13 protein-coding genes are annotated in these 19,959 nt (G+C 51.6%); 4 read left to right on the top strand and 9 right to left on the bottom strand.

The genetic code is table 11. The features are described from left to right. Positions 1–250: 250 nt before the first annotated feature. The 8 genes from B051_RS0108635 to B051_RS0108600 all read right to left on the bottom strand — a co-directional run bounded on the left by B051_RS0108635 (position 251) and on the right by B051_RS0108600 (position 10,772). The gene (locus B051_RS0108635) at positions 251–895 is read right to left on the bottom strand and encodes a chemotaxis protein CheC (RefSeq protein WP_018477796.1); all 645 of its coding nucleotides are present in this window, start codon (positions 893–895) and stop codon (positions 251–253) included. Between the two features lie 39 nt (positions 896–934). Next, positions 935–2,569, bottom strand: a complete 1,635-nt coding sequence (locus tag B051_RS0108630) for a chemotaxis protein CheA (RefSeq protein ID WP_018477795.1) — start codon at positions 2,567–2,569, stop codon at positions 935–937. Beyond that, positions 2,566–3,681 (bottom strand): chemotaxis protein CheB, encoded by a 1,116-nt coding sequence (locus tag B051_RS0108625; RefSeq protein WP_018477794.1) that lies wholly within the window; start codon positions 3,679–3,681, stop codon positions 2,566–2,568. Before B051_RS0108625 ends, B051_RS0108630 begins: the two co-directional genes overlap by 4 nt. A 54-nt stretch (positions 3,682–3,735) precedes the next feature. Next, positions 3,736–4,098, bottom strand: coding sequence for a response regulator (locus B051_RS0108620; protein WP_018477793.1), 363 nt, complete (start codon positions 4,096–4,098; stop codon positions 3,736–3,738). 39 nt (positions 4,099–4,137) lie between these two features. After that, a complete protein-coding gene (locus tag B051_RS0108615) occupies positions 4,138–4,725 on the bottom strand; it encodes a chemotaxis protein CheW (protein ID WP_018477792.1) in 588 nt (195 codons plus the stop codon). Positions 4,726–4,740: 15 nt separating this feature from the next. Next, a complete protein-coding gene (locus tag B051_RS21100; RefSeq protein ID WP_018477791.1) occupies positions 4,741–9,300 on the bottom strand; it encodes a methyl-accepting chemotaxis protein in 4,560 nt (1,519 codons plus the stop codon). 145 nt (positions 9,301–9,445) lie between these two features. Continuing rightward, on the bottom strand, positions 9,446–10,192 hold the full coding sequence (locus B051_RS0108605) for a ParA family protein (protein ID WP_018477790.1): 747 nt from the start codon (positions 10,190–10,192) through the stop codon (positions 9,446–9,448). Positions 10,193–10,283: 91 nt separating this feature from the next. Next, the gene (locus B051_RS0108600) at positions 10,284–10,772 is read right to left on the bottom strand and encodes a SixA phosphatase family protein (protein WP_018477789.1); all 489 of its coding nucleotides are present in this window, start codon (positions 10,770–10,772) and stop codon (positions 10,284–10,286) included. A gap of 168 nt (positions 10,773–10,940) precedes the next feature. Here B051_RS0108600 and topA point away from each other — a divergent pair, with 168 nt between their 5' ends. The 3 genes from topA (at position 10,941) to B051_RS0108580 (ending at position 17,353) form a co-directional block, all read left to right on the top strand. Next, complete coding sequence (gene topA, locus B051_RS0108595) at positions 10,941–13,373, top strand: type I DNA topoisomerase (RefSeq protein ID WP_018477788.1); 2,433 nt, start codon at positions 10,941–10,943, stop codon at positions 13,371–13,373. Positions 13,374–13,492: 119 nt separating this feature from the next. Next, the gene (locus B051_RS0108590; RefSeq protein WP_018477787.1) at positions 13,493–14,191 is read left to right on the top strand and encodes an SIR2 family NAD-dependent protein deacylase; all 699 of its coding nucleotides are present in this window, start codon (positions 13,493–13,495) and stop codon (positions 14,189–14,191) included. Positions 14,192–14,569: 378 nt separating this feature from the next. After that, a complete protein-coding gene (locus tag B051_RS0108580) occupies positions 14,570–17,353 on the top strand; it encodes an outer membrane beta-barrel protein (RefSeq protein WP_018477785.1) in 2,784 nt (927 codons plus the stop codon). A 65-nt stretch (positions 17,354–17,418) separates the two neighbouring features. Here the strand turns inward: B051_RS0108580 and B051_RS0108575 are convergent, their stop codons facing one another. Then, positions 17,419–18,498, bottom strand: coding sequence for an o-succinylbenzoate synthase (locus B051_RS0108575; RefSeq protein WP_018477784.1), 1,080 nt, complete (start codon positions 18,496–18,498; stop codon positions 17,419–17,421). A 197-nt stretch (positions 18,499–18,695) separates the two neighbouring features. Here B051_RS0108575 and egtB point away from each other — a divergent pair, with 197 nt between their 5' ends. Further along, positions 18,696–19,958, top strand: a complete 1,263-nt coding sequence (egtB, locus tag B051_RS0108570; RefSeq protein ID WP_018477783.1) for an ergothioneine biosynthesis protein EgtB — start codon at positions 18,696–18,698, stop codon at positions 19,956–19,958. The last annotated feature ends 1 nt before the right edge of the window (position 19,959 follow it).

Genomic DNA, 19,959 nt, shown 5'->3' with positions numbered 1-19,959 from the left:
GTATAGCCAGGTTACATATAATCAAATAATGACCGGAAGGTATAGCAGGAATAAGAATCAGGAAGGAATAGGCTTTCGGCTGCCTCAGGCATAGGTATAGGAGAAGGGATATCCTAAGTAGGACATACAGGTATAGCATATAAGCCTACCTCCTGCTACTGCAAAGGAACAGGTTAGCGTACAACTGTAAAGAAAATCAGTTTACCAGTACTCTTATTTTTCAAGTGGTAGGTATAGCGAATGATGGTGCCTATTCCTCCCCCATCAGGTTGTTTTTGTCTGTGCTGAAGGTCCGGATGATGTCCAGCATCTTGATGAGCGTAGTCGTGTCGAAGAACAACAGCAACGGCAGCTCTACATTTTTGGAGTTATGCGTGAACTGGGTGATGACGGTAAAGACCAGCGGCTGGAAAAGCGGATGCTGCACCAGAATGTCTTTAAGTGAGTTGGCGATGTGGCTTTTGGGTGCCTTTGGGGGTGACCCGTAAATGTTGCTCTTCAGGATATTGGCCAGCTGCGTGACAAGTGCCCCGGTGATGATATTGCTGATTTCCAGTAGCAGCGATTCCTGCATCACGTTCAGTTCTCCCTTGCGTACATCCAACATGCTCAGACATACCTCTGAGAGCTTGGTCACATGTTCATCTGAAAAGAGCATGAGTGTGGCCCCATTGAAATCGCCTTTTATATCAGATTGGATGATCAGGTGGGTATCCTCATATTTGGTGACAAGCGAGATTAACTCTTTTACATCGATAAGCTGTATGGCGGGGACTTTCAGCAGCACCTTATCTTTTGCTATCACTGCAAAGGAATCAGCAGCCCGTGCCAGTCCTATATTCAGTATCTCCTTGATAATGTCTTTCTCTAACTCCGTTACATGAGTATCCATCATGGTAGTCGTGTTAATAGTTTTATCGTCCATCGCCACTGCCTATCTTTTGCTTATGAAATATTTAGTGATGGCCGGCACATCGAGCACCAGGCATACCTTGCCGGTACCCAGTAACGTCACGCCGCCATATAAATCAATGCTATCCAAAGGCTTGCTAAGTGGCTTCACCACTATGTCTTGCTGCCTGTACAGTTTGTCCACGATAAGGCCCAGCTTACGGTTGTTGTACGAAACAATGATGATGTTCTGTACCTGCCCCTGTAGGCGTGTCTTGTCGCCAAGCCTCATGTTAGGCTCCCCGGTATTCAAGAGCTCGTGCAGGTATACCACCGTCACGGTCTCTCCTTTGATGTCTGCCACGAGCACATCGCTTACTTCGTGTAGTTCGTCTTTATCCAGCGCCACCACCGAGTCGGTATGTATCAAAGGTATGGCGTAGAAGATGCTATCCACCTCAAACAGCAGGGCTCCCTTCACGGCAATGGAAGTGGGCAGCTGCAGCGTGAATGTGGTGCCTTTGCCCTTCTCCGACTCTACCCGAATGCGCCCTCCAATGGAATCTATGGCGTTCTTCACCACATCCAAACCTACGCCCCGGCCCGAGAATTCTGTGACTTCCTTGGCCATTGAAAAGCCTGGTTCAAACAGAAAAGAAAAGACTTCTGAGTCTGGTAGGTCCTCCGCCACATCAGCCGATACCATCCGCTGCTGCACGGCAGCACTCCGCACTTTCTTCAGGTCGATGCCCTTTCCGTCATCCGCCAAGGTAATCACTACGCTTTCCCGGTCGCTTCTGGCTGAAAGCTCCAGGTTGCCGGTTTTTGGTTTCCCGCTCTTCTCGCGCTCTGCCGGCTTTTCAATACCATGCGTAATGGCATTACGGACCAGGTGAAGCAAAGAATCCGTCATGATTTGCAGGATGTTCCTGTCAATCTGGATGTCCTGCCCGGAGAGTTCCAGGTCCACTTCCTTCTTTTCGGCGTTCGCAATATCACGCACCACACGCGGAAATTTATTGAATAGCGTACCGATGCTCACCAAACGGGCGTCCATCACGCTATACTGCAGTTCTTCGGTAATCCGGTACAGGTGGGAACTCACCTGCTTCAGTTCATCGTGGTCCAACTCGCGGCTGAGTGAAAGTATGCGGTCACGGTCTATGATGAGCTCGCCTACCAAATTCATAAGGTGGTCCAGCTTCCTGATTTGGATGTAAATCAGGTCAGAGAGGGTAAGGTTACGGGAGGTGCTGAACTTCTGCACCTTAGCCAGCTCAATGGTGCTGTCAGAGAGACTGTCCACGATGATATCGAGATTGCGGAGCAGCACCTGGTCTGGCTCTACAGGAAACTCGCCATCAATATTGCCAATCAGCTCCCCCAGCATGTCGATGCCGTCAAACAGCACGCCCACCACTTCATCGCTGAAGCTGAGCTCTTTGTTCCGAATCAGGCCGAAGGCGGTTTCTAGCTTGTGGGACAAGTCAGAGATTTGCAGGTAGCCGATTGCCTTGGCATTGGCCTTCAGGTTATGGAGCATACGGAAAATCTCCGCCAGTACCTGATCGTCCTGTGGCCTTTTCTCCAGCTCGCTTATAAGCCTGTTAAGGGCGTCGAAATACTCCAACGCCTCCGCAATAAATATCTCTTTATACTCCTGCTCTCTCGATTTCATGTATCACTGTCAGTCAAACTGACCTGCTGCTCTGCCACATACCTGTTCAAATAGGATGCTATCTGTGAAAGTGGCAGCACCGTGTTTGTATACCCGCTCTCTATGGCGGACTTTGCCATTCCAAAAATGGCGGATGATTCTTCGTTTTGAGCGACAACATGGCCACCAGTTCTCTTGAATATGGCTCCAGCTCCGGCCGTGCCGTCCTTTCCCATACCGGTCAATACTACACCTATCACGCGTCTTATACCACTTTTAGCGACTGACTCCATGAGTAAATCCACTGAAGGCATGTCGTAACCGGAAGCAGCCTCATCAGCGAAGCCTATTTTCAGGTTGCTGGCACTGCCCATGAAGGACTGCAGAATCATGTTTCGCCCGCCAGGAGCCACTATGATTTTACCGGGCTGTGGCACTAAACCGCTTCGCCCTTCTACCACCTGCAGTGTTGTCAATTCCTGCAGACGCTTCGAAAAGCTTAACGTGAAGTTAGCAGGCAAGTGAAGCGCCACCAGAACAGAGGCCTTCAGTTTAGCATCCAGCTGTTTCACTATTGCCTCCACTGCTTGCGTGCCTCCTGTTGAGGCACCTATAATCACAACCGTATCTACTGCTTGTGATTGCGACCTTTTCGAAGGAGATTGTCCTAGCTTTACCTCTTCCTCCAGCATTTGCAGCCGCTTTTCCGGATTCCAGTACTCCGACTCGCGCACCGCCCTCACCTTTTCCCTTATCTCATCCGCTATACCTCTGTAATTTGGCCTGGATTGAGGCTCAGGCTTCACAATCACACTATATACCCCTAAATCAATCGCATCATGCAATAAGTCCAGCGACAGCTCTTCTCTTTCCACCAACATGATGATGGGCGTTGGGTGCTCGCTAAAAACACGTTTAAAAGAGAAGAGACGCTTGTTGTACCGCAGGCTGGCCGAGGCGAGGACCACATCCACATGCTGTGACTGAAGTTGCTCCATCAACTGATTGCCATCTACTGCCAGTCCGCCTACCTCTATATCAGGTTCAGTACTCAGTATATCCTCAAGCACTAACCTACCATAGCTGGAGCGTTCTGCCAGCAGCACCCTGAGTTTATGCTTCTGCTCTTTCAAAGTACACCCCCTAACTCGACAACCCTAACGTACTTCTACTAACAAAGGTATAGACTACTCTTCGAGTGCCTTTTTGACAACCTCCAATACTTTCTCCTCTGAGAATGGCTTTACAATGTAGGAAAGGGCGCCGTATTCCATCGCCTCATTCACTATTACCTCCTGGCCAACAGCACTCACAATAATCACTCTCATATCCGGCTGCTCGGCTTTTATACCTTTCAGCACATCCAGGCCTGTGTTGTCAGGCAGGATAACATCCAGAGTTATCAAGTCAGGCTTTGTCTCTTTCGCCAGCTCAAGGGCAGTTTGTCCGTTAGGAGCCTCGCCTACTATCTCATACCCTGCATCTGTTAGCATGTTCTTGAGCATAGTGCGCATGTAGAAGGAGTCGTCTACAATCAGAATTCTTTTCATACCTTATAATAGTATAGCTTCTATTTATGTATTCTAAAACTAGCTTTTCAGCTCCTGTATCTCATCCTGTGTCAGAATCTTGTACATGTCCAGCACGATAATCAGGCGTTCGTTCACTTTGGCTATACCTTCTATATAATTCGCGTGGATGTTGATGTCCTGCAAAAAAGAAGGCGCCTTGTCAATTTTGGCCATGGAGAGGTTCAGTGACTGGGGCACTTCACGCACAATCACCCCGATGCTGTAGTCCCTTGCCTCAATCACCAGGGTATAGGTGATATTAGGGTTCTGGTCACTTGTCAAGGGTGCCGGGCGTATACCAAAGCGCTCCTCCAAATCCATGATGGCAATAATATCACCCCGGATGTTGGCAACTCCTTTGATAAAATCAGGTGTGCGGGGCATACGCGTCACGCTTGGCGTCACGGTTACTTCCTTCACCTGCTCTATCTTGATGCCATACTCCTCCGCACCCAATTTGAACACGATAAGGTGTATTGTCTCTTCCGCGGCTGCAGTGGATTTGGTGGCCTCTGCCAGGCTGCTTATTTCCTGTACATCGGTGGCTGAGGTTGTCACGGCGTCTGCTGCTAGTTGTTCTTCTTTCTTCTTACTCTTATCCTTCATCTCTCAGAAAGCCTGTTATTTAACATTCCCCTCTGCGTTTCGGTGGCTCATAGGGCCTGTCGCTAACCTGGCGTTACCGCTGATTGACTTTACATGCTTGCCCCGTGCAGCCACTGAAGTAAGCCTGCGGTTGTTGTTGCTGTGATTGAATACCAGGTTTCCATCTACCAGCTTGAAGGCCGATATACTGATTTGCAGGTCCGCCGCAATGTCGTTCAGGTTCTGCGAAGATGAAGTCAGTTCCTGCATGGAGGTGGAGAGTTGCTTGGCTGTGCTCGCTACCTGCTGCGTACCAGAGGCAGTCTGCTCAGCGATGGCTACCACCTCTTCCACATACTTTACTACATCACCAATCGATGACTTCTGTACCTCAGTTGCTGTCAGGATGTCCTGTGCAGATCGGAGCGTCTCGCCACTGGATGCAGCAATGTTCTTAAAGGCTCCAGAAGCCTCAAACGTAGCGTTCTTTCCTTTCAACACGCGGCCTTCCATAGTCGAAATCGCCGTAGCAGCTGAAGCCGTATCTTTTTTCACGTCCTCTACCAGCGTGGCAATTTCACTAGCCGACTTGCGAGAACCCTCTGCCAGTTTTCTGATTTCCTCGGCTACAACAGCAAAACCTCTACCTGCCTCACCGGCACGGGCGGCCTCAATGGCAGCGTTTAAGGCAAGCAAGTTGGTTTGGGCTGCGATGTCCGTGATAACACCCAGTGATTTGGATATTTCCTGGGAGCGTACACTTAATACTTCAATGGTCTTAGAGGTGAGCGAAGCAGAGCTGGAAATCTCTTCCATGTTCTTCACCACTTCCGCTACCGTTTTCAAACCAAGCTGTGAAGTTTCTTCACCCAACGTGGCTGATTTATTCACTACTTCCGCACGAGCGGCTGTATCCTTCGTAGTTTTCATGATTTCTTCAATCAACTTGAAGGCCTGGTCAGTCTTAAGAGCTTGGTTCTGTGCACCTTCCGCCATTTGCTGCATTGCCAATGCAACATCTAGTGTTACGCGGTTCATCTCCAACCCTTTTCCGGCCATCTCCTCTGAGGAGCTTCCCACTACGAGTGAAGAATCATTGATTTCACCCAATAGCGCGTTCAGGTTATCCACTGCTAGATTTAGGGCATTGGCCATGTCCAGGATATCCCCGGCGGTGTGCGCCTCTACTTTCTGGGTAAGGTCACCTTCGGAAATGGCACGCACTACGCGCGATACTTCCAAGACAGGCGTCACGATGGACTCCAGCAAGTCGTTCAGCGTATCTACCAGCTCTTTCCAGCTTCCGCCTACACCCTGTAAGGTAGCACGCTCAGTCAGTTTTCCTTCCACACCGGCAACTCTCGCCACACGGCTTACCTCACCAGCCAATCGGTTCAGGTCAATCACCATCGTGTTGATGGTATCAGCCAGTTCTGCCACCTCACCTCTTGCTTCGAGGGTCAGTTTCTGGGTCAGGTCACCTTTTGACACTGCGGTTACTACTTTCACTATACCTCGTACCTGCGTTGTCAGGTTGGAGGCCATGGTGTTTACGTTGTCGGTCAAATCTTTCCATACACCCGCCACGTTTGGCACGTTGGCCTGTCCGCCTAGCTTACCCTCGGTACCTACCTCAAGCGCCACACGGGTTACCTCACCAGCGAAGATGTTCAGGGAATCCACCATGCGGTTCATGTTCTCCTTCAACTCTCCCAGTTCACCCTTCACATCCACAGACACTTTCTGGGTCAGGTCACCCTTGGCCACAGCCGTCGCCACCTTAGCGATGTCGCGTACCTGCAATGTCAGGTTACTGGCCATGGTGTTCACATTGTCGGTCAATTCTTTCCAGGTACCGCGTACTTTTGGCACGTTGGCCTGGCCACCCAGACGACCTTCTGTTCCCACCTCGCGGGCAACCCGTGTTACCTCATCGGCGAAGATGTTCAGGGAATCCACCATCTGGTTAAGGTTCTCCTTCAAATCGAGGAGTTCGCCGCGTGCCTCTACTGTTATCTTCTGGCTCAAATCGCCTTTCGCCACCGCGGTCGCTACTTTGGCAATGTCTCGCACTTGAGAGGTCAAGTTGCTGGCCATGTAGTTTACGTTGTCGGTCAGGTCCTTCCAGGTACCGGCCACGTTTGGCACGTTGGCTTGACCACCCAGTTTACCTTCCGTTCCCACTTCACGGGCTACACGCGTTACCTCATCACCGAATATATTGAGCGAGTCCACCATCTGGTTGAGGTTCTCCTTCAGGTCCAGAATTTCGCCTCTTGCTTCTACTGTTATCTTCTGGCTTAGGTCGCCCTTGGCCACAGCGGTTGCCACTTTTGCTATACCTCGCACCTGCGTTGTCAGGTTAGAGGCCATGGTATTCACATTATCTGTCAGGTCTTTCCATACGCCACCTACATTTGGCACTGCAGCCTGACCTCCTAATTTTCCGTCTGTACCTACTTCGAGTGCTACACGGGTTACTTCACCAGCAAATATATTGAGCGAGTCCACCATGCGGTTCATGTTCTCCTTCAGCTCATTCAACTCACCTTTCACATCCACAGACACTTTCTGGGTCAGGTTGCCCTTGGCCACTGCCGTCGCCACATTGGCAATATCACGTACCTGAAGGGTCAAGTTGGAGGCCATGGTGTTCACGTTGTCGGTGAGGTCCTTCCATACCCCGCCTACATTAGGCACTGATGCCTGACCGCCGAGACGTCCTTCCGTACCCACTTCACGGGCCACACGGGTCACCTCATCGGCGAAGATGTTCAGGGAATCGACCATCTGGTTAAGGTTCTCCTTCAGGTCAGCCAGTTCACCTCGTACGTTCACCGTGATTTTCTGGCTCAAATCGCCTTTCGCCACAGCGGTCGCCACATTGGCGATGTCACGCACTTGGAGCGTCAGGTTACTGGCCATGTAGTTCACATTGTCAGTCAGTTCTTTCCAGATACCGGCCACGTTGGGCACGTTGGCCTGACCGCCTAGTATACCTTCTGTACCCACTTCACGCGCAACACGGGTTACTTCCGCGCCAAATACGTTCAGTCGGTCCACCATTTCATTCAGGATATCCTTGAGGTCACCCAGTTCACCCTTCACATCCACCGACACTTTCTGGGTCAGGTCGCCTTTCGCCACGGCAGTCGCTACCTCAGCGATGTCACGCACCTGCAGCGTCAGGTTACCAGCCATGAGGTTCACATTATCGGTGAGTTCCTTCCAGGTACCTTCCACATTTGGAACAGCAGCCTGGCCACCCAGTTTACCCTCTGTTCCCACCTCACGGGCAACTCGTGTTACCTCACCAGCGAAGATATTCAGAGAGTCCACCATCTGGTTGATGATGTCCTTCAGTTCTGCCATTTCACCACGCACGTTCACCGTGATTTTCTGGGTCAAATCGCCCTTCGCTACCGCTGTAGATACGTTTGCAATGTCACGCATCTGAGAGGTTAAGTTGGAGGCCATGGTGTTCACGTTGTCGGTGAGGTCCTTCCATACACCACCTACGTTCGGCACCTTGGCCTGACCGCCGAGACGTCCCTCCGTTCCGTATTCACGGGCCACACGGGTTACCTCGTCAGCAAAAATGTTGAGCGAGTCCACCATCTGGTTCATGTTATCCTTCAGCTGGGCAAACTCACCGCGCACATCCACTGATACTTTCTGCGCCAGATTTCCTTTTGCCACCGCAGTGGCCACATTGGAAATGTCTCGCACCTGAGAGGTCAGGTTGGAGGCCATCGTATTTACATTATCTGTCAGGTCTTTCCATACACCGGCTACGTTCGGAACAGATGCCTGACCACCGAGTTTACCTTCGGTACCTACCTCAAGTGCCACACGGGTTACTTCCCCTGCAAACAGGTTCAGGTTATCAATGGTACGGTTGATGGTCTCGGCCATGACCTTGAAGTCACCGGAAACAGGGATTTGGAACGTCTCATCCAGATTGCCCCGCGAGATGTTCTTCAGTACCTTGCCCACTTCTAGTACCGGAACCGCGATGGAGTCTACTAGACCATTGATGTTGTTAATCATGTCCTTCCAGAAACCGGAAGCGTTTTCGGCTGATGCCCTGGCCTTAAGGTTACCCTCTACTCCGGCAACCTTAGAAATACGGGATACTTCCCCGCCTACGCCGCCAATCATCTCCACCATTGAGTTATAGGCTTCGGCGATTTCAGCGAAAATATCTTCGTTCTGTTTCGTCAGACGAACAGAAATATCACCTTTCTTGAAGGCATCAAGGGCATAGAGCACCTTGTTCAGCTGCTCGCCAATATATTCGGGGTTAGAAGGCAGTACCTGCTTGCGTGTAGCTTTGCCATTCTGCCCATTCCTGGCTGGGAGCGATGTGTTACCATATGATTTTTTGGCGACGGTTGGTTCCGGTGCAGGAGATACGGGAGGGTTTGCTGTCTCTTCTGCCGGCTCCGCCTGCTCTACCACGCGTGCGGTAGGAGCTGCAGCCTCTTCCATTGCCCTGGACTTGGCTTTGGGGGCAGCTGCTTGCTTGGGTTGGCTGGTTTCTACGTCACTAATGAGCTTGTCTTTGCTCAGCTTCAAATTTTTACCTAGGGCCATATGTATAGGGTTGTGTAAGGTAGTAGCAATAAGTATGAATCCTTCTCATCAATTCAAACCTCCAATGAGAGGAGCCATTGCGTACAGAATATTATTGCAATTTAGTCATTTATTGTGATTGATAGCAATACTATTCATTAGATAACTAGGCGTTGCTGAATTCAACTGCCAATGCTTTATAGTCTTTTGCCCCGTTTGAGGTACCATCATAGTCCAGCACACTCTTCCCGAAAGACGGGGCCTCGGCCAACTTGACGTTGAGGCGTATCTGGCTGTCGAAAATCTTCTCTTTCACATTCTCCCGCAGGTACTCCAACACCTCCAGGCTTAGCTTCCTTCTGACATCAAACATCACCACTACGATGCCTTTTATTTTGAGTTTCGGGTTAAATGCCTTTTGAACCTTATTAATAGTATTCATAATCTGGTCAAGCCCTTGCAAGGTTAGCACCTCCATTTGCAAAGGTATAAGAACCTCATGGGCAGCTGTAAGTGCGTTGAGCGTCAGAACCGAGAGGGAAGGCGGACAGTCTATCAGCACATAATCGAAGCCTTTGACCTCAGAAAGCAGGGTTTTCAGGAACTTCTCGCGGTCCGGCTGAGAGACGAGGGATATCTCCACATCAACCAGCTCATTGGAACCGGGAGCTACCCAAATTCCGTCTTTCTGCACCAGTATCTCCTGCATGGATTTACTGCCCAGGAAGGCCTCGGCCAAAGTGGCATCTGGAGAGGAAACAGCAAGCGAATAGGAAAGGTTGCTTTGTGGGTCCAGGTCAAGCAGAAGCACCTTGTGACCAAGTTTGCTGAGGGCGCTCCCCAGGTTGATGGTCGTAGTGGTTTTACCAGTGCCGCCCTTCTGGTTGATGACGGCTACTATCTTTGTTTTCATGCAGATGCAACAATAAAAGCTTAGAAGGCTGTTGAGCTGATAAAACTATCAAAAATTCTGGAATAAATAGCTCATCTACCAATTTAGCTTCCTACTCTATCTCAAATTGGTTGTCTATCTTGCCGGTTACTAGGTATACGTCCTCCCATGAGGGCAACTCCAAACTGATGGCGATGGCTGCGGCGGGCTCCAAGTAACCGATGTGCTCGTCAGTGAGGGCTCGGGCGAGGCGCGTAATGCCAGGGTTATGGCCCACCAGCACCACCTTGGAGACAGCATCAGGTAATTGGCTCAGGGTTTCGAAAAGGATGTTCTCGCGTGCGTTATACAACTCGGGGAGATAGTTGATGTTTTCTTCATCAAAGTAGACCTTAGCAGCTATGAGACAGGCCGTCGCGTTAGCCCGGCGTGCCGGGCTTGCTAACAAAGCACCTATCTTCTGATACTTATCACGTATCCATTGGCCAGTGGCATGTGCCTGATGTATGCCATGCCGTGTCAACTCGCGCTCGAAATCTGGCTGCAGCGGATAAGGGTCGTTGGTTTCAGCGTGCCGGCAGATGACTAACAATCTTTGCATATAAAACAAAAAGAGGTTCGTATAGTACTTTTAAAGCTACTAAATAAGTCTTACTTCAAAATGAATGATTGCCTGTTAAACCTATGTTATCAAATTCAGGTTGTATTTGTTTGAAAAAAAATTTGAACTTTGGGCAAAATCGAATTGAACTGCCTCTAAACATACAGAATGATTAAAAACTTAGTTATTGTCGAGTCGCCTGCCAAGGCTAAAACGATTGAAGGGTATCTGGGGAAAGATTTTGTGGTGAAATCCAGCTTCGGCCATGTGCGGGACCTGCCTAAGGACAACAATGCCATTGATATAAAAAACAATTTTAAGCCAACCTATGTCATTTCGAGCGATAAGAAAGAGGTAGTATCGCAGTTGAAGAAACTGGCCAAGGAGGCGGAGATGGTCTGGCTAGCATCGGACGATGACCGCGAAGGAGAAGCCATTTCGTGGCACCTGACCGAGGCACTGGACCTGACGGCGGCCAAAACAAGGCGAATCGTATTTCGTGAGATAACTAAAAACGCCATCATTAACGCCATCAGTTCACCACGCGGCATTGACATGGATTTGGTGAATGCGCAGCAAGCACGCCGTGTACTTGACCGGCTTGTAGGTTTTGAGCTGTCACCGGTGCTTTGGAAGAAAATCAAGACCGGGCTCTCAGCCGGACGCGTGCAATCCGTGGCGGTACGCCTGGTGGTGGAGCGCGAGCGCGAGATTGAGCGTTTCAAGGCGGAAGCAGCCTTCCGTATAAACGCACAGTTTGAAGTAGGCGGCAAGAACCTGGAGGCTGAACTCCCTGCTAAATTCAAGACAGAAGAAGAGGCGCAGGCCTTTCTGCAGCGTTGCATAGGGGCCAGCTACACCATTGGCAACCTGGAGACCAAGCCGCTCAAACGCAGTCCTGCCCCACCCTTTACCACCTCTACCCTGCAGCAGGAAGCCAGCCGGAAACTGTCCTTCTCGGTTGCACAGACCATGACGGTGGCCCAGCGTCTTTACGAGGCCGGTAAGATATCCTATATGCGTACGGACTCCTTGAACCTTTCTGAGGAAGCCATTCAAGGAGCCTCTGCTGCCATTACTAAGTCATTTGGGGAGCGCTTCGTGAAGACGCGCCGTTTCAAGACCAAGTCCGCTTCGGCTCAGGAAGCGCACGAAGCCATACGCCCCACTGATTTCGGAGCGCTAAATGTGAGCAGCGACCGAAATGAGCAGCGTCTGTACGAGCTGATTTGGAAGCGCGCCATCGCCTCTCAGATGGCAGACGCAGAAATAGAGAAAACCACTGCCACAATTGACATCTCTACCCAGCCGGAGAAATTAGTGGCTACCGGGGAAGTCATCAAATTTGAAGGCTTCCTGAAGGTATACATAGAGTCTAAAGACGATGAAGAAGGCGGTGACGAGGATGTGAAAGGTATGCTGCCGCCGCTGAGTATCGGTCAGCAACTGAACCTGCGCCAGATGCAGGCCACGCAGCGTTATTCCCGCCCTGCCCCCAGGTATACCGAGGCCAGCCTGGTGAAGAAGCTGGAGGAAATGGGAATTGGTCGTCCGTCTACCTACGCTCCTACTATCTCTACTATTCAAAAGCGAGGTTATGTGGAGAAAGACAGTCGCGAAGGGAAAGAGCGCCCGTACCGGGTACTGACCTTGCAGAAGGACCAGATATCAAGCCAAACCAAGACAGAGATGACCGGTGCCGAAAAGAGCAAGCTGTTCCCGACGGACATGGCCATGGTGGTGAATGATTTCCTGGTGGAGCATTTCCCGAACGTGATTGACTATTCCTTTACAGCCCGCGTAGAAGCTGAATTTGACGAAATAGCCCAAGGGCAGCAGGTATGGGAACATATGCTGGAGAAGTTCTACGAGAAATTCCACCAGCGCATCGAGAGCAGTGAGAGCATCAACCGGGCCGACGTATCGGGTGCTCGTGAGATAGGTATAGACCCGGTGTCGGGGCAGAAAATAATAGCCAAACTGGGCCGTTACGGTCCTTTTGTGCAACTAGGCGAGGAAAACACAGAAACTGGGGAGAAACCAGCGTATGCCAGCCTGCGCAAAGGACAGTTCCTGGAAAGCCTGACCCTGGAGGATGCCCTGGAGCTCTTCAAACTGCCGCGCATTGTGGGTGTTTACGAAGACAAGGAGATGAAAGCCGCCATTGGTCGCTTTGGTCCCTACATCAGCCACAGCAGCAAGTTCTACTCCTTGCCAAAGAACATGGACCCGCATACAGTGACGGCAGAAGAGGCTATTGCGCTGATAGAGGCCAAACGCAAAGCCGACGCAGAAAAGCTGATAAAGGACTTCCCGGAAAATCCGGAGGTACAGGTGCTTAACGGAAGGTATGGCCCCTACATCGTGGTCGGCAAGAAGAACGTGAAGATTCCGAAAGGCAAAGAGCCGGCCGAGCTGACGCTGCAGGAATGCCTGGACCTGGCAGAGCAGACACCAGAGAAAAAAGGCCGTGGCGGTTTCAAAAAGAAAACAGAGGCGGCGACTGCCGAGAAGAAACCTGCAGCCAAAAAGCCGGCAGCTAAGAAAAAGCCAGCATCCAAGAAGCCTGCCGCCAAAAAGGCGGCCAGCCCAAAAAAATAAGGCAATATAGAAAGCCGCTCCCAATAGGAGCGGCTTTTTTGTATCTGCAGGTATAGCTCAACCCAAAGCAGATTCAGAAGTAAAAGGTAAAAAAGCGAAAGACGAAACGCAGGACAGGTATGGCAAAAAAGAAACTGGTCGTATTGACGGGGGCAGGTATAAGCGCAGAGAGCGGAATAGCCACATTCCGGGATGCCAATGGGCTTTGGGAAGGGCATGATGTCATGGAAGTAGCCTCACCGCAAGGTTGGCACAAAAATCCAGAGTTGGTGCTAGATTTCTACAACCAGCGCCGTAAGAATGCCATCAGTGTGAAACCCAACGCCGGACATGAGGTGCTCGCAGAACTGGAGAAATACTTTGACGTGCGCATTATCACCCAGAACGTGGACGACCTGCACGAGCGCGCCGGCTCTACCCATGTCATCCACCTGCATGGCAAACTTTTTGAGAGTCGCAGCACCTTAGACCCAACGCTGGTGTACAAAATGGCAGGTTGGGAGCTGAAGCTAGGCGATAAATGCGAGCGTGGTTCCCAATTGCGCCCTAATATCGTGTGGTTTGGGGAACAAGTGCCAATGATGGAGCAGGCCATGGCGGAAACCATGCAGGCGGATGTCTTTCTGGTGGCTGGCACCTCGCTGGTGGTATACCCGGCGGCCGGACTGGTGGACTTGGTGCCGAACGAGTCTCCTGTCATCGTCGTGGACCCGAACCTGCCTTACGTGCGCCCCAAGCCTAACCTGCACCTGTTCGAAGAAAAGGCCACCACTGGCATGCCGAAAGTTGCCACCCTGCTGCGCGAAAAATACCTGTAACTCTCATAAGCTGGTGCTTTCCCCCAAGAACCTGCATACATAGTTTTTCAGCTGAATTCTTACAGCCAGCCAGGAAGCGTCGCTCAACACCTCCTTCATCAACTTCTTCCCAGCCTTCATCATCTGACTGGCAACTGTAAACATCTATAAAGTATTCTGAAACTGATTCGGACACTTAAGGAGTAGCCGCTCAGGGCTTCCTCCTCCTATACCCAACCCTGAAAATAAATTATCCAGAACGTTAAACCTTTCGCCGCTGACCTGTTCTAAATGCTACCAATTCCCTACTGGATAAATGCGGCTAAGTAAATTCGCATATCTGGGAATTCCCTGACTGTTTATTAGAAAACAAAACACTACTACCCAATTCAAACACAAATGAGAAAATTGTTCTCCCTGCTGATTATGTTCATCAGCGTATCACAGGCTTACGCACAGGCCGTGACGGGCATCGTTCAGAGTGCTTCAGACAAAAGCGGTCTCCCGGGTGCCAGCGTTGTCATGAAGCGAGCCGCCAGCACGGGCATCCTGACTACTGTAACTGACGGTGAGGGGGCTTTCCGCTTTGAGCAAGTGCAGTCAGGCGACTATACCCTGGAGGTGCGCTACCTTGGTTTTGATTTATTAAGCAGACCCGTGAAGGTGCAGCAGGGTCCGTTGGACCTGGGTGTACTGGCCCTGCAGGAGCAGAACAACCGACTGAGCGAAGTACAGGTGATAGGCCGCGCGCCACTTGGAGAACAGAAGGGTGACACCACGCAGCTGAACGCCAAGGCCTTCAAGACAGCGCCTGATGCGAGCGCCGAGGACCTGGTTACGAAGATGCCGGGTGTGACGGTGCAGGATGGTAAAATACAGGCACAGGGCGAGGAAGTGCGGCAGGTGATGATTGACGGCAAGCGCTACACCGGCGAGGATGTGAACTCAGCCATGCGCAACCTGTCTTCGGACATGATTGAGAACGTGCAGGTGTTCGATGCCCAGAGCGACCAAGCTGCCTTCAGCGGCTTTGACGATGGCAACCGCATCAAGACCCTCAACTTCGTGACGAAGAAAGAGCGCCGCCAAGGTTATATGGGTAAGATATCGGCTGGTTACGGCACAGACGACAGATATATGGTGGGCGCTGCGGTGAACTACTTCAACAACAACAGAAGAATCACGGTGACAGGCCTCACCAACAACATCAACATGTTCGACTTCTCGGTAGGTGAAACGCCGGGTGGCGGCATGCGCGGCCGCAGAGGCTGGGGCGGCGGCTCTCCCACCGGCATTATCAACACGAACACCTTCGGCGTGAACTACAACGACATGTGGGGCAAGAAGATGGAGGTGAGCGGCAACTACAACTACTCTAACCGCGACGTCATTAACAACCAGTACCGCTTCCGCGATTTCGTTTCAAACGATGCGGGCTTGCAGTATACGGAGAACAGCCGCAACAACGACGTAGAAGAGAGCCACCGCCTCAATTTCCGACTTCAGTACAACATCAACCAGAACAACAGGCTCCTCGTGACGCCGAACATCTCGTTGCAGAAAATCAACGCCTTCACGGAGCGGGATGCGCGTACCTATGATGCTGCCGGCGACTTGTCCGAGTCTTTAAACCGCTCTACTTCCGACAACACGAGCCTTAACTTCAACAACAACATCCTGTACTCCCACAAGTTCGGCGATTCAGGCCGTATCCTGACCACCAACTTTAACACCAGCGTGAGCAACACGGAGGGTGACGGCTACCAATTGGAGAACACACAGAACTTCGAGAACCCGGACAAGAGCGTGTCCCGGAACCAGTTCATCAAGCTGGACCGCATGAACTTCAACTGGTCTGGTAACGCGAACTATTCCCAGCGCCTGGGTGAGAAGTCACGCCTGCAGCTGGAGTACTCCATCGGCAACCAGATGCGTGATTCCGACAGAAGAACCTTTGACTATGAGGAGACGGCTGGCCTTTATTCTGGCCTGAACACGCCGCTGAGCAGCACGTTCAAGAGCGACTACCTCTCGCAGAGCGTGGGGCCAAGCTACCAGTACCGCAATGACAAGGTACGGTTCCAGGTGAGCACGCTCTACCAATACGCCACCCTCAACAGCGATAGCGAGTTTCCCACTGATTACAACCTGAAGCGCAACTTCTCCAACATCCTGCCATCGGCGGAGTACGAGTACAAGTTCTCCAACTCGCGTAACCTGACGGTGAACTTCCGCTCCAGCACCAATGTGCCATCGGTGGAGCAGTTGCAGGAGGTGCTGGATATTTCCAACCCACTACAGGCCAGAATCGGTAACGCAGAGCTGGACCAGGACTACCAGAACAGAATCAATGTGCGCTACCGAAACTTCAACCCGGAAACGAACAGGGTGTTCTTCATTGGCATGTTCGGTACCATGACTCAGAACTACATAGCCAATGCTGTGTATACCAACTCCATCCCTGAGGGAGTGGCTACTGGCTATGAATTGCGCCCGGGTGCTCGCCTGAGCCGACCGGTGAATATGGACGGTTACTGGAACGTGCGCTCGTTCTTCAACTACGGCCAGCCGCTCAACTTCATCAGCTCCAACTTCAACGTGAACGGTTCCATCGGGCATTCGCGCATACCTGGTATGATTGACAATGAGGTGAATTACGCCAACAACACGAACCTGGGCGCTGGCTTCAACATCAGCAGCAACATCAGCGATAAAGTTGACTTCACTGTCTCCACTTTCTCGAGCTACAACATCGTGTCTAACTCGCTGCGCACAAACCAGAACAACAACTTCTTCAACCAGAACACGAGCCTGCGCTACAACTGGATTCTGTGGAAGGACCTCGTATACCGCACTGAGCTGAACCACCAGTACAATTCTGGTCTGTCAGCGGGAGTGGATAACAGCTTCCTGCTCTGGAACATGAGCATCGGCAAGAAGGTCTTTAAGAACAAATTGGGTGAGGTTAGCCTTAGCGTGAACGACCTGCTGAAGCAGAACGCCAGCATTCGCCGCAACATCACGGAATCGTACGTGGAGGATGTGCAGTCTACAGTGCTGCAGCGTTACTTCATGCTGACCTTCTCCTACAACATTCGCAGCTTTGCCGGCGGGCAGGCTCCAGAGGAGAACATGCAACGCCGTGGTCCGGGTGGCCCAGGCGGTTACAGAGGAAATAACTAATGTGTATGTAAAAAAAGGCCTGCAAAAACTGCAGGCCTTTTTTTATTAGGTATAGCAGGTGGCACCTATACCTGCACTGGTAGCTGCCCCCACCCCGACTTGCTAAACCACAGTTCGCCTGCATTGATATCCAGCGGGGAGGCAATGTTGTTGTGGTAGAGCTGACCGGTGCCAAGTCCTTGTGGGAGGCTGATTGGATAGTTTGCCGTGAATTGGCTGATGGCGTTGAGCCCGATGTTCGACTCCAGTGCTGAGGTCATCCACCAGTTGATGTTCCGCTGCTCGGCTATACCTACCCAGTTTGCGGTGGCCTGTAGCCCTCCTACCAGCGTCGGCTTGAGGATGATGTACTGGGGCTTGATGAAATCCAGCAGTTCCGCCTGTTGGGCAGGCTCCTGTATACCTATTAGTTCTTCGTCCAGGGCGATGGGTATGGGGGTGAAGGCACAGAGTTGCTGCATCTGCTCCGGCTGCCCCTGCCGGATGGGCTGCTCAATGGAGTGCAGGCTATACCTGGCCAGGCGCTCCAGCTTCCGGAAAGCATCCTGCGTAGTGAATGCGCCATTGGCATCCACTCTAACGGTCAGGTGCTCCGGCCCGGCCACCTCCCGGATTTGCTCCAGTATCTCCAGTTCCGTTGCAAAGTCCAGACCTCCAATCTTCATCTTCAGGCAGGTATAGCCTTCGCTAAGCTTCTTCTTTATCTGTTCCTGCATGAAGTCCCGGTCTCCCATCCAGATGAGTCCGTTGATGGCTATACCTTGCTCCCCTCTGCTGAAGGCGTTGTCATAGAGTTGCTTTTTCCCTTCTTTCCTCAAATCAAGCAGAGCCGTCTCCAAGGCGAAACGCAAAGAGGGCCATGCGTTAAGTTCTTCACTATAAATGTAGTGTTGCAGCAAGTCCGGGGTAAAGCCTGCCCTGTTGATGTGTTGCACCAGAGCCTCAATACGTGCTTCCAAATCTGGGCGAGCATCCAGGCTCAGGCCTGGTAAAGGCGCACATTCCCCGATGCCAACCACCTCCGGTACATCAGTTTCCCACAACGAAAGGTAGTAGACCTGGTGAAAAGCCATAGCGCCACGGGAGGTGCGGGCATCAAACTTGAACTGCAGGGTATGCGGGGTAACGGCGACTTGAAGCGGCATAATTTTTCAATCTGAATGGTTAGCACATGGGATGAACTAAAAACAAAATACGTATAAAAACAGTTAGCATCAGAGGAAAAACGGTATTGGAGGCACACAGAAGCAAAACAGCATCAACCAACTGCCATACATCGCTGATATTCCAATGCTTCACCGAATGCTGCACCATACCTGCTTATCCTTTAGACATCAAACTTATGAGTACCCTCACCGCACCCCCGACGCAACAGCAAATTAAACGATTCGAGCAGATTCGGTCGCAGACAGAAAGCATTTGCGCGCCGCTAGAACCTGAAGATACCGTGGTGCAGCCCATGGTGGACGTGAGTCCACCCAAGTGGCATATGGCCCACAGCACCTGGTTTTTTGAGCAGTTCGTATTGCAGCCATACCTGAAAGGATACCAGGTTTTCCACCCCAGCTATGCTTTTCTATTCAACTCTTACTACAATACCGTAGGCAACCGGGTGCAGCGGGCCGAGCGGAGCACCCTTACCCGTCCGCCCCTCCGGGACGTGTACGCCTACCGGAGGCACGTGAATGAGCACATCGGTGAGTTGCTCACGAAGGCCAATGAGGAGACGCTGGCAGAGCTTATGCCGATACTGGAGTTGGGCCTGCAACACGAGCAGCAGCACCAGGAACTGCTGGTCACTGACATCAAATACATCCTGAGCACCAACCCGCTACTGCCGGCTTACTATACCCAAAATCCATCCAGCTCTCCTGCTCTAGAAGCCGCTACTTTTTTGGAGGTTCCGGGGGGCGTATACACCATAGGCCATACCGGTGACGGGTTTTGCTTTGACAATGAATTGGGCGTGCACGAGGTGCTGCTGAATGATTTCAGCGTCATGAACCGGCTGGTGACAAACGGAGAGTATTTGGCATTCATGCAGGCGGGAGGGTATGACGACTTCCGCTTCTGGCTCGATGAGGGGTTGGCGCTGGTTCGTTCCAACAACCTGAAAGCGCCCCTCTATTGGCTGGAGCAGGACGGTGAGTGGATGGTGTTCACGATGCATGGGCTGGAGCCACTGGAACTGAATAAACCTGTCACCCACATCAGCTTTTATGAAGCACAGGCCTATGCCTCCTGGGCAGGCAAGCGCCTCCTCACAGAGTTTGAATGGGAGGCAGCCGCACAGGTATACCCGCCTGCAACAGGCAACTTCCAGGAATCAGGCTTATTTGAACCCACGGCCGCACAGCCAGGTACAGGTATGCAGCAACTGTATGGCGACAACTGGGAATGGACCTACAGCGCCTACCATCCCTATCCGGGTTTCTCGACCGCTCCCGGTGCCCTAGGCGAGTACAACGGCAAATTCATGATTAACCAGATGGTGCTTCGGGGGGGCTCCTGCGCCACTCCTGCCAGCCATATCCGGACGACGTATCGCAATTTTTTCCATCCTGATAAGCGCTGGCAGTACACGGGTATCCGGCTAGCTGAATAAC

Source organism: Pontibacter roseus DSM 17521 (assembly GCF_000373265.1).
Lineage (GTDB): Bacteria > Bacteroidota > Bacteroidia > Cytophagales > Hymenobacteraceae > Pontibacter > Pontibacter roseus.
This window is presented reverse-complemented; position numbering and strand designations above follow the sequence as displayed.

Excerpts from the sequence above, each read along its gene's own strand:
- B051_RS0108635 (WP_018477796.1), bottom strand. The coding sequence starts at position 895 with ATGATGGATACTCATGTAACGGAGTTAGAGAAAGACATTATCAAGGAG.
- B051_RS0108615 (WP_018477792.1), bottom strand. The coding sequence starts at position 4,725 with ATGAAGGATAAGAGTAAGAAGAAAGAAGAACAACTAGCAGCAGACGCC.
- B051_RS0108605 (WP_018477790.1), bottom strand. The coding sequence starts at position 10,192 with ATGAAAACAAAGATAGTAGCCGTCATCAACCAGAAGGGCGGCACTGGT.
- B051_RS0108600 (WP_018477789.1), bottom strand. The coding sequence starts at position 10,772 with ATGCAAAGATTGTTAGTCATCTGCCGGCACGCTGAAACCAACGACCCT.
- egtB (WP_018477783.1), top strand. The coding sequence starts at position 18,696 with ATGAGTACCCTCACCGCACCCCCGACGCAACAGCAAATTAAACGATTC.
- B051_RS0108630 (WP_018477795.1), bottom strand. The coding sequence starts at position 2,569 with ATGAAATCGAGAGAGCAGGAGTATAAAGAGATATTTATTGCGGAGGCG.
- B051_RS0108575 (WP_018477784.1), bottom strand. The coding sequence starts at position 18,498 with ATGCCGCTTCAAGTCGCCGTTACCCCGCATACCCTGCAGTTCAAGTTT.
- B051_RS0108620 (WP_018477793.1), bottom strand. The coding sequence starts at position 4,098 with ATGAAAAGAATTCTGATTGTAGACGACTCCTTCTACATGCGCACTATG.
- topA (WP_018477788.1), top strand. The coding sequence starts at position 10,941 with ATGATTAAAAACTTAGTTATTGTCGAGTCGCCTGCCAAGGCTAAAACG.
- B051_RS0108580 (WP_018477785.1), top strand. The coding sequence starts at position 14,570 with ATGAGAAAATTGTTCTCCCTGCTGATTATGTTCATCAGCGTATCACAG.
- B051_RS0108590 (WP_018477787.1), top strand. The coding sequence starts at position 13,493 with ATGGCAAAAAAGAAACTGGTCGTATTGACGGGGGCAGGTATAAGCGCA.
- B051_RS21100 (WP_018477791.1), bottom strand. The coding sequence starts at position 9,300 with ATGGCCCTAGGTAAAAATTTGAAGCTGAGCAAAGACAAGCTCATTAGT.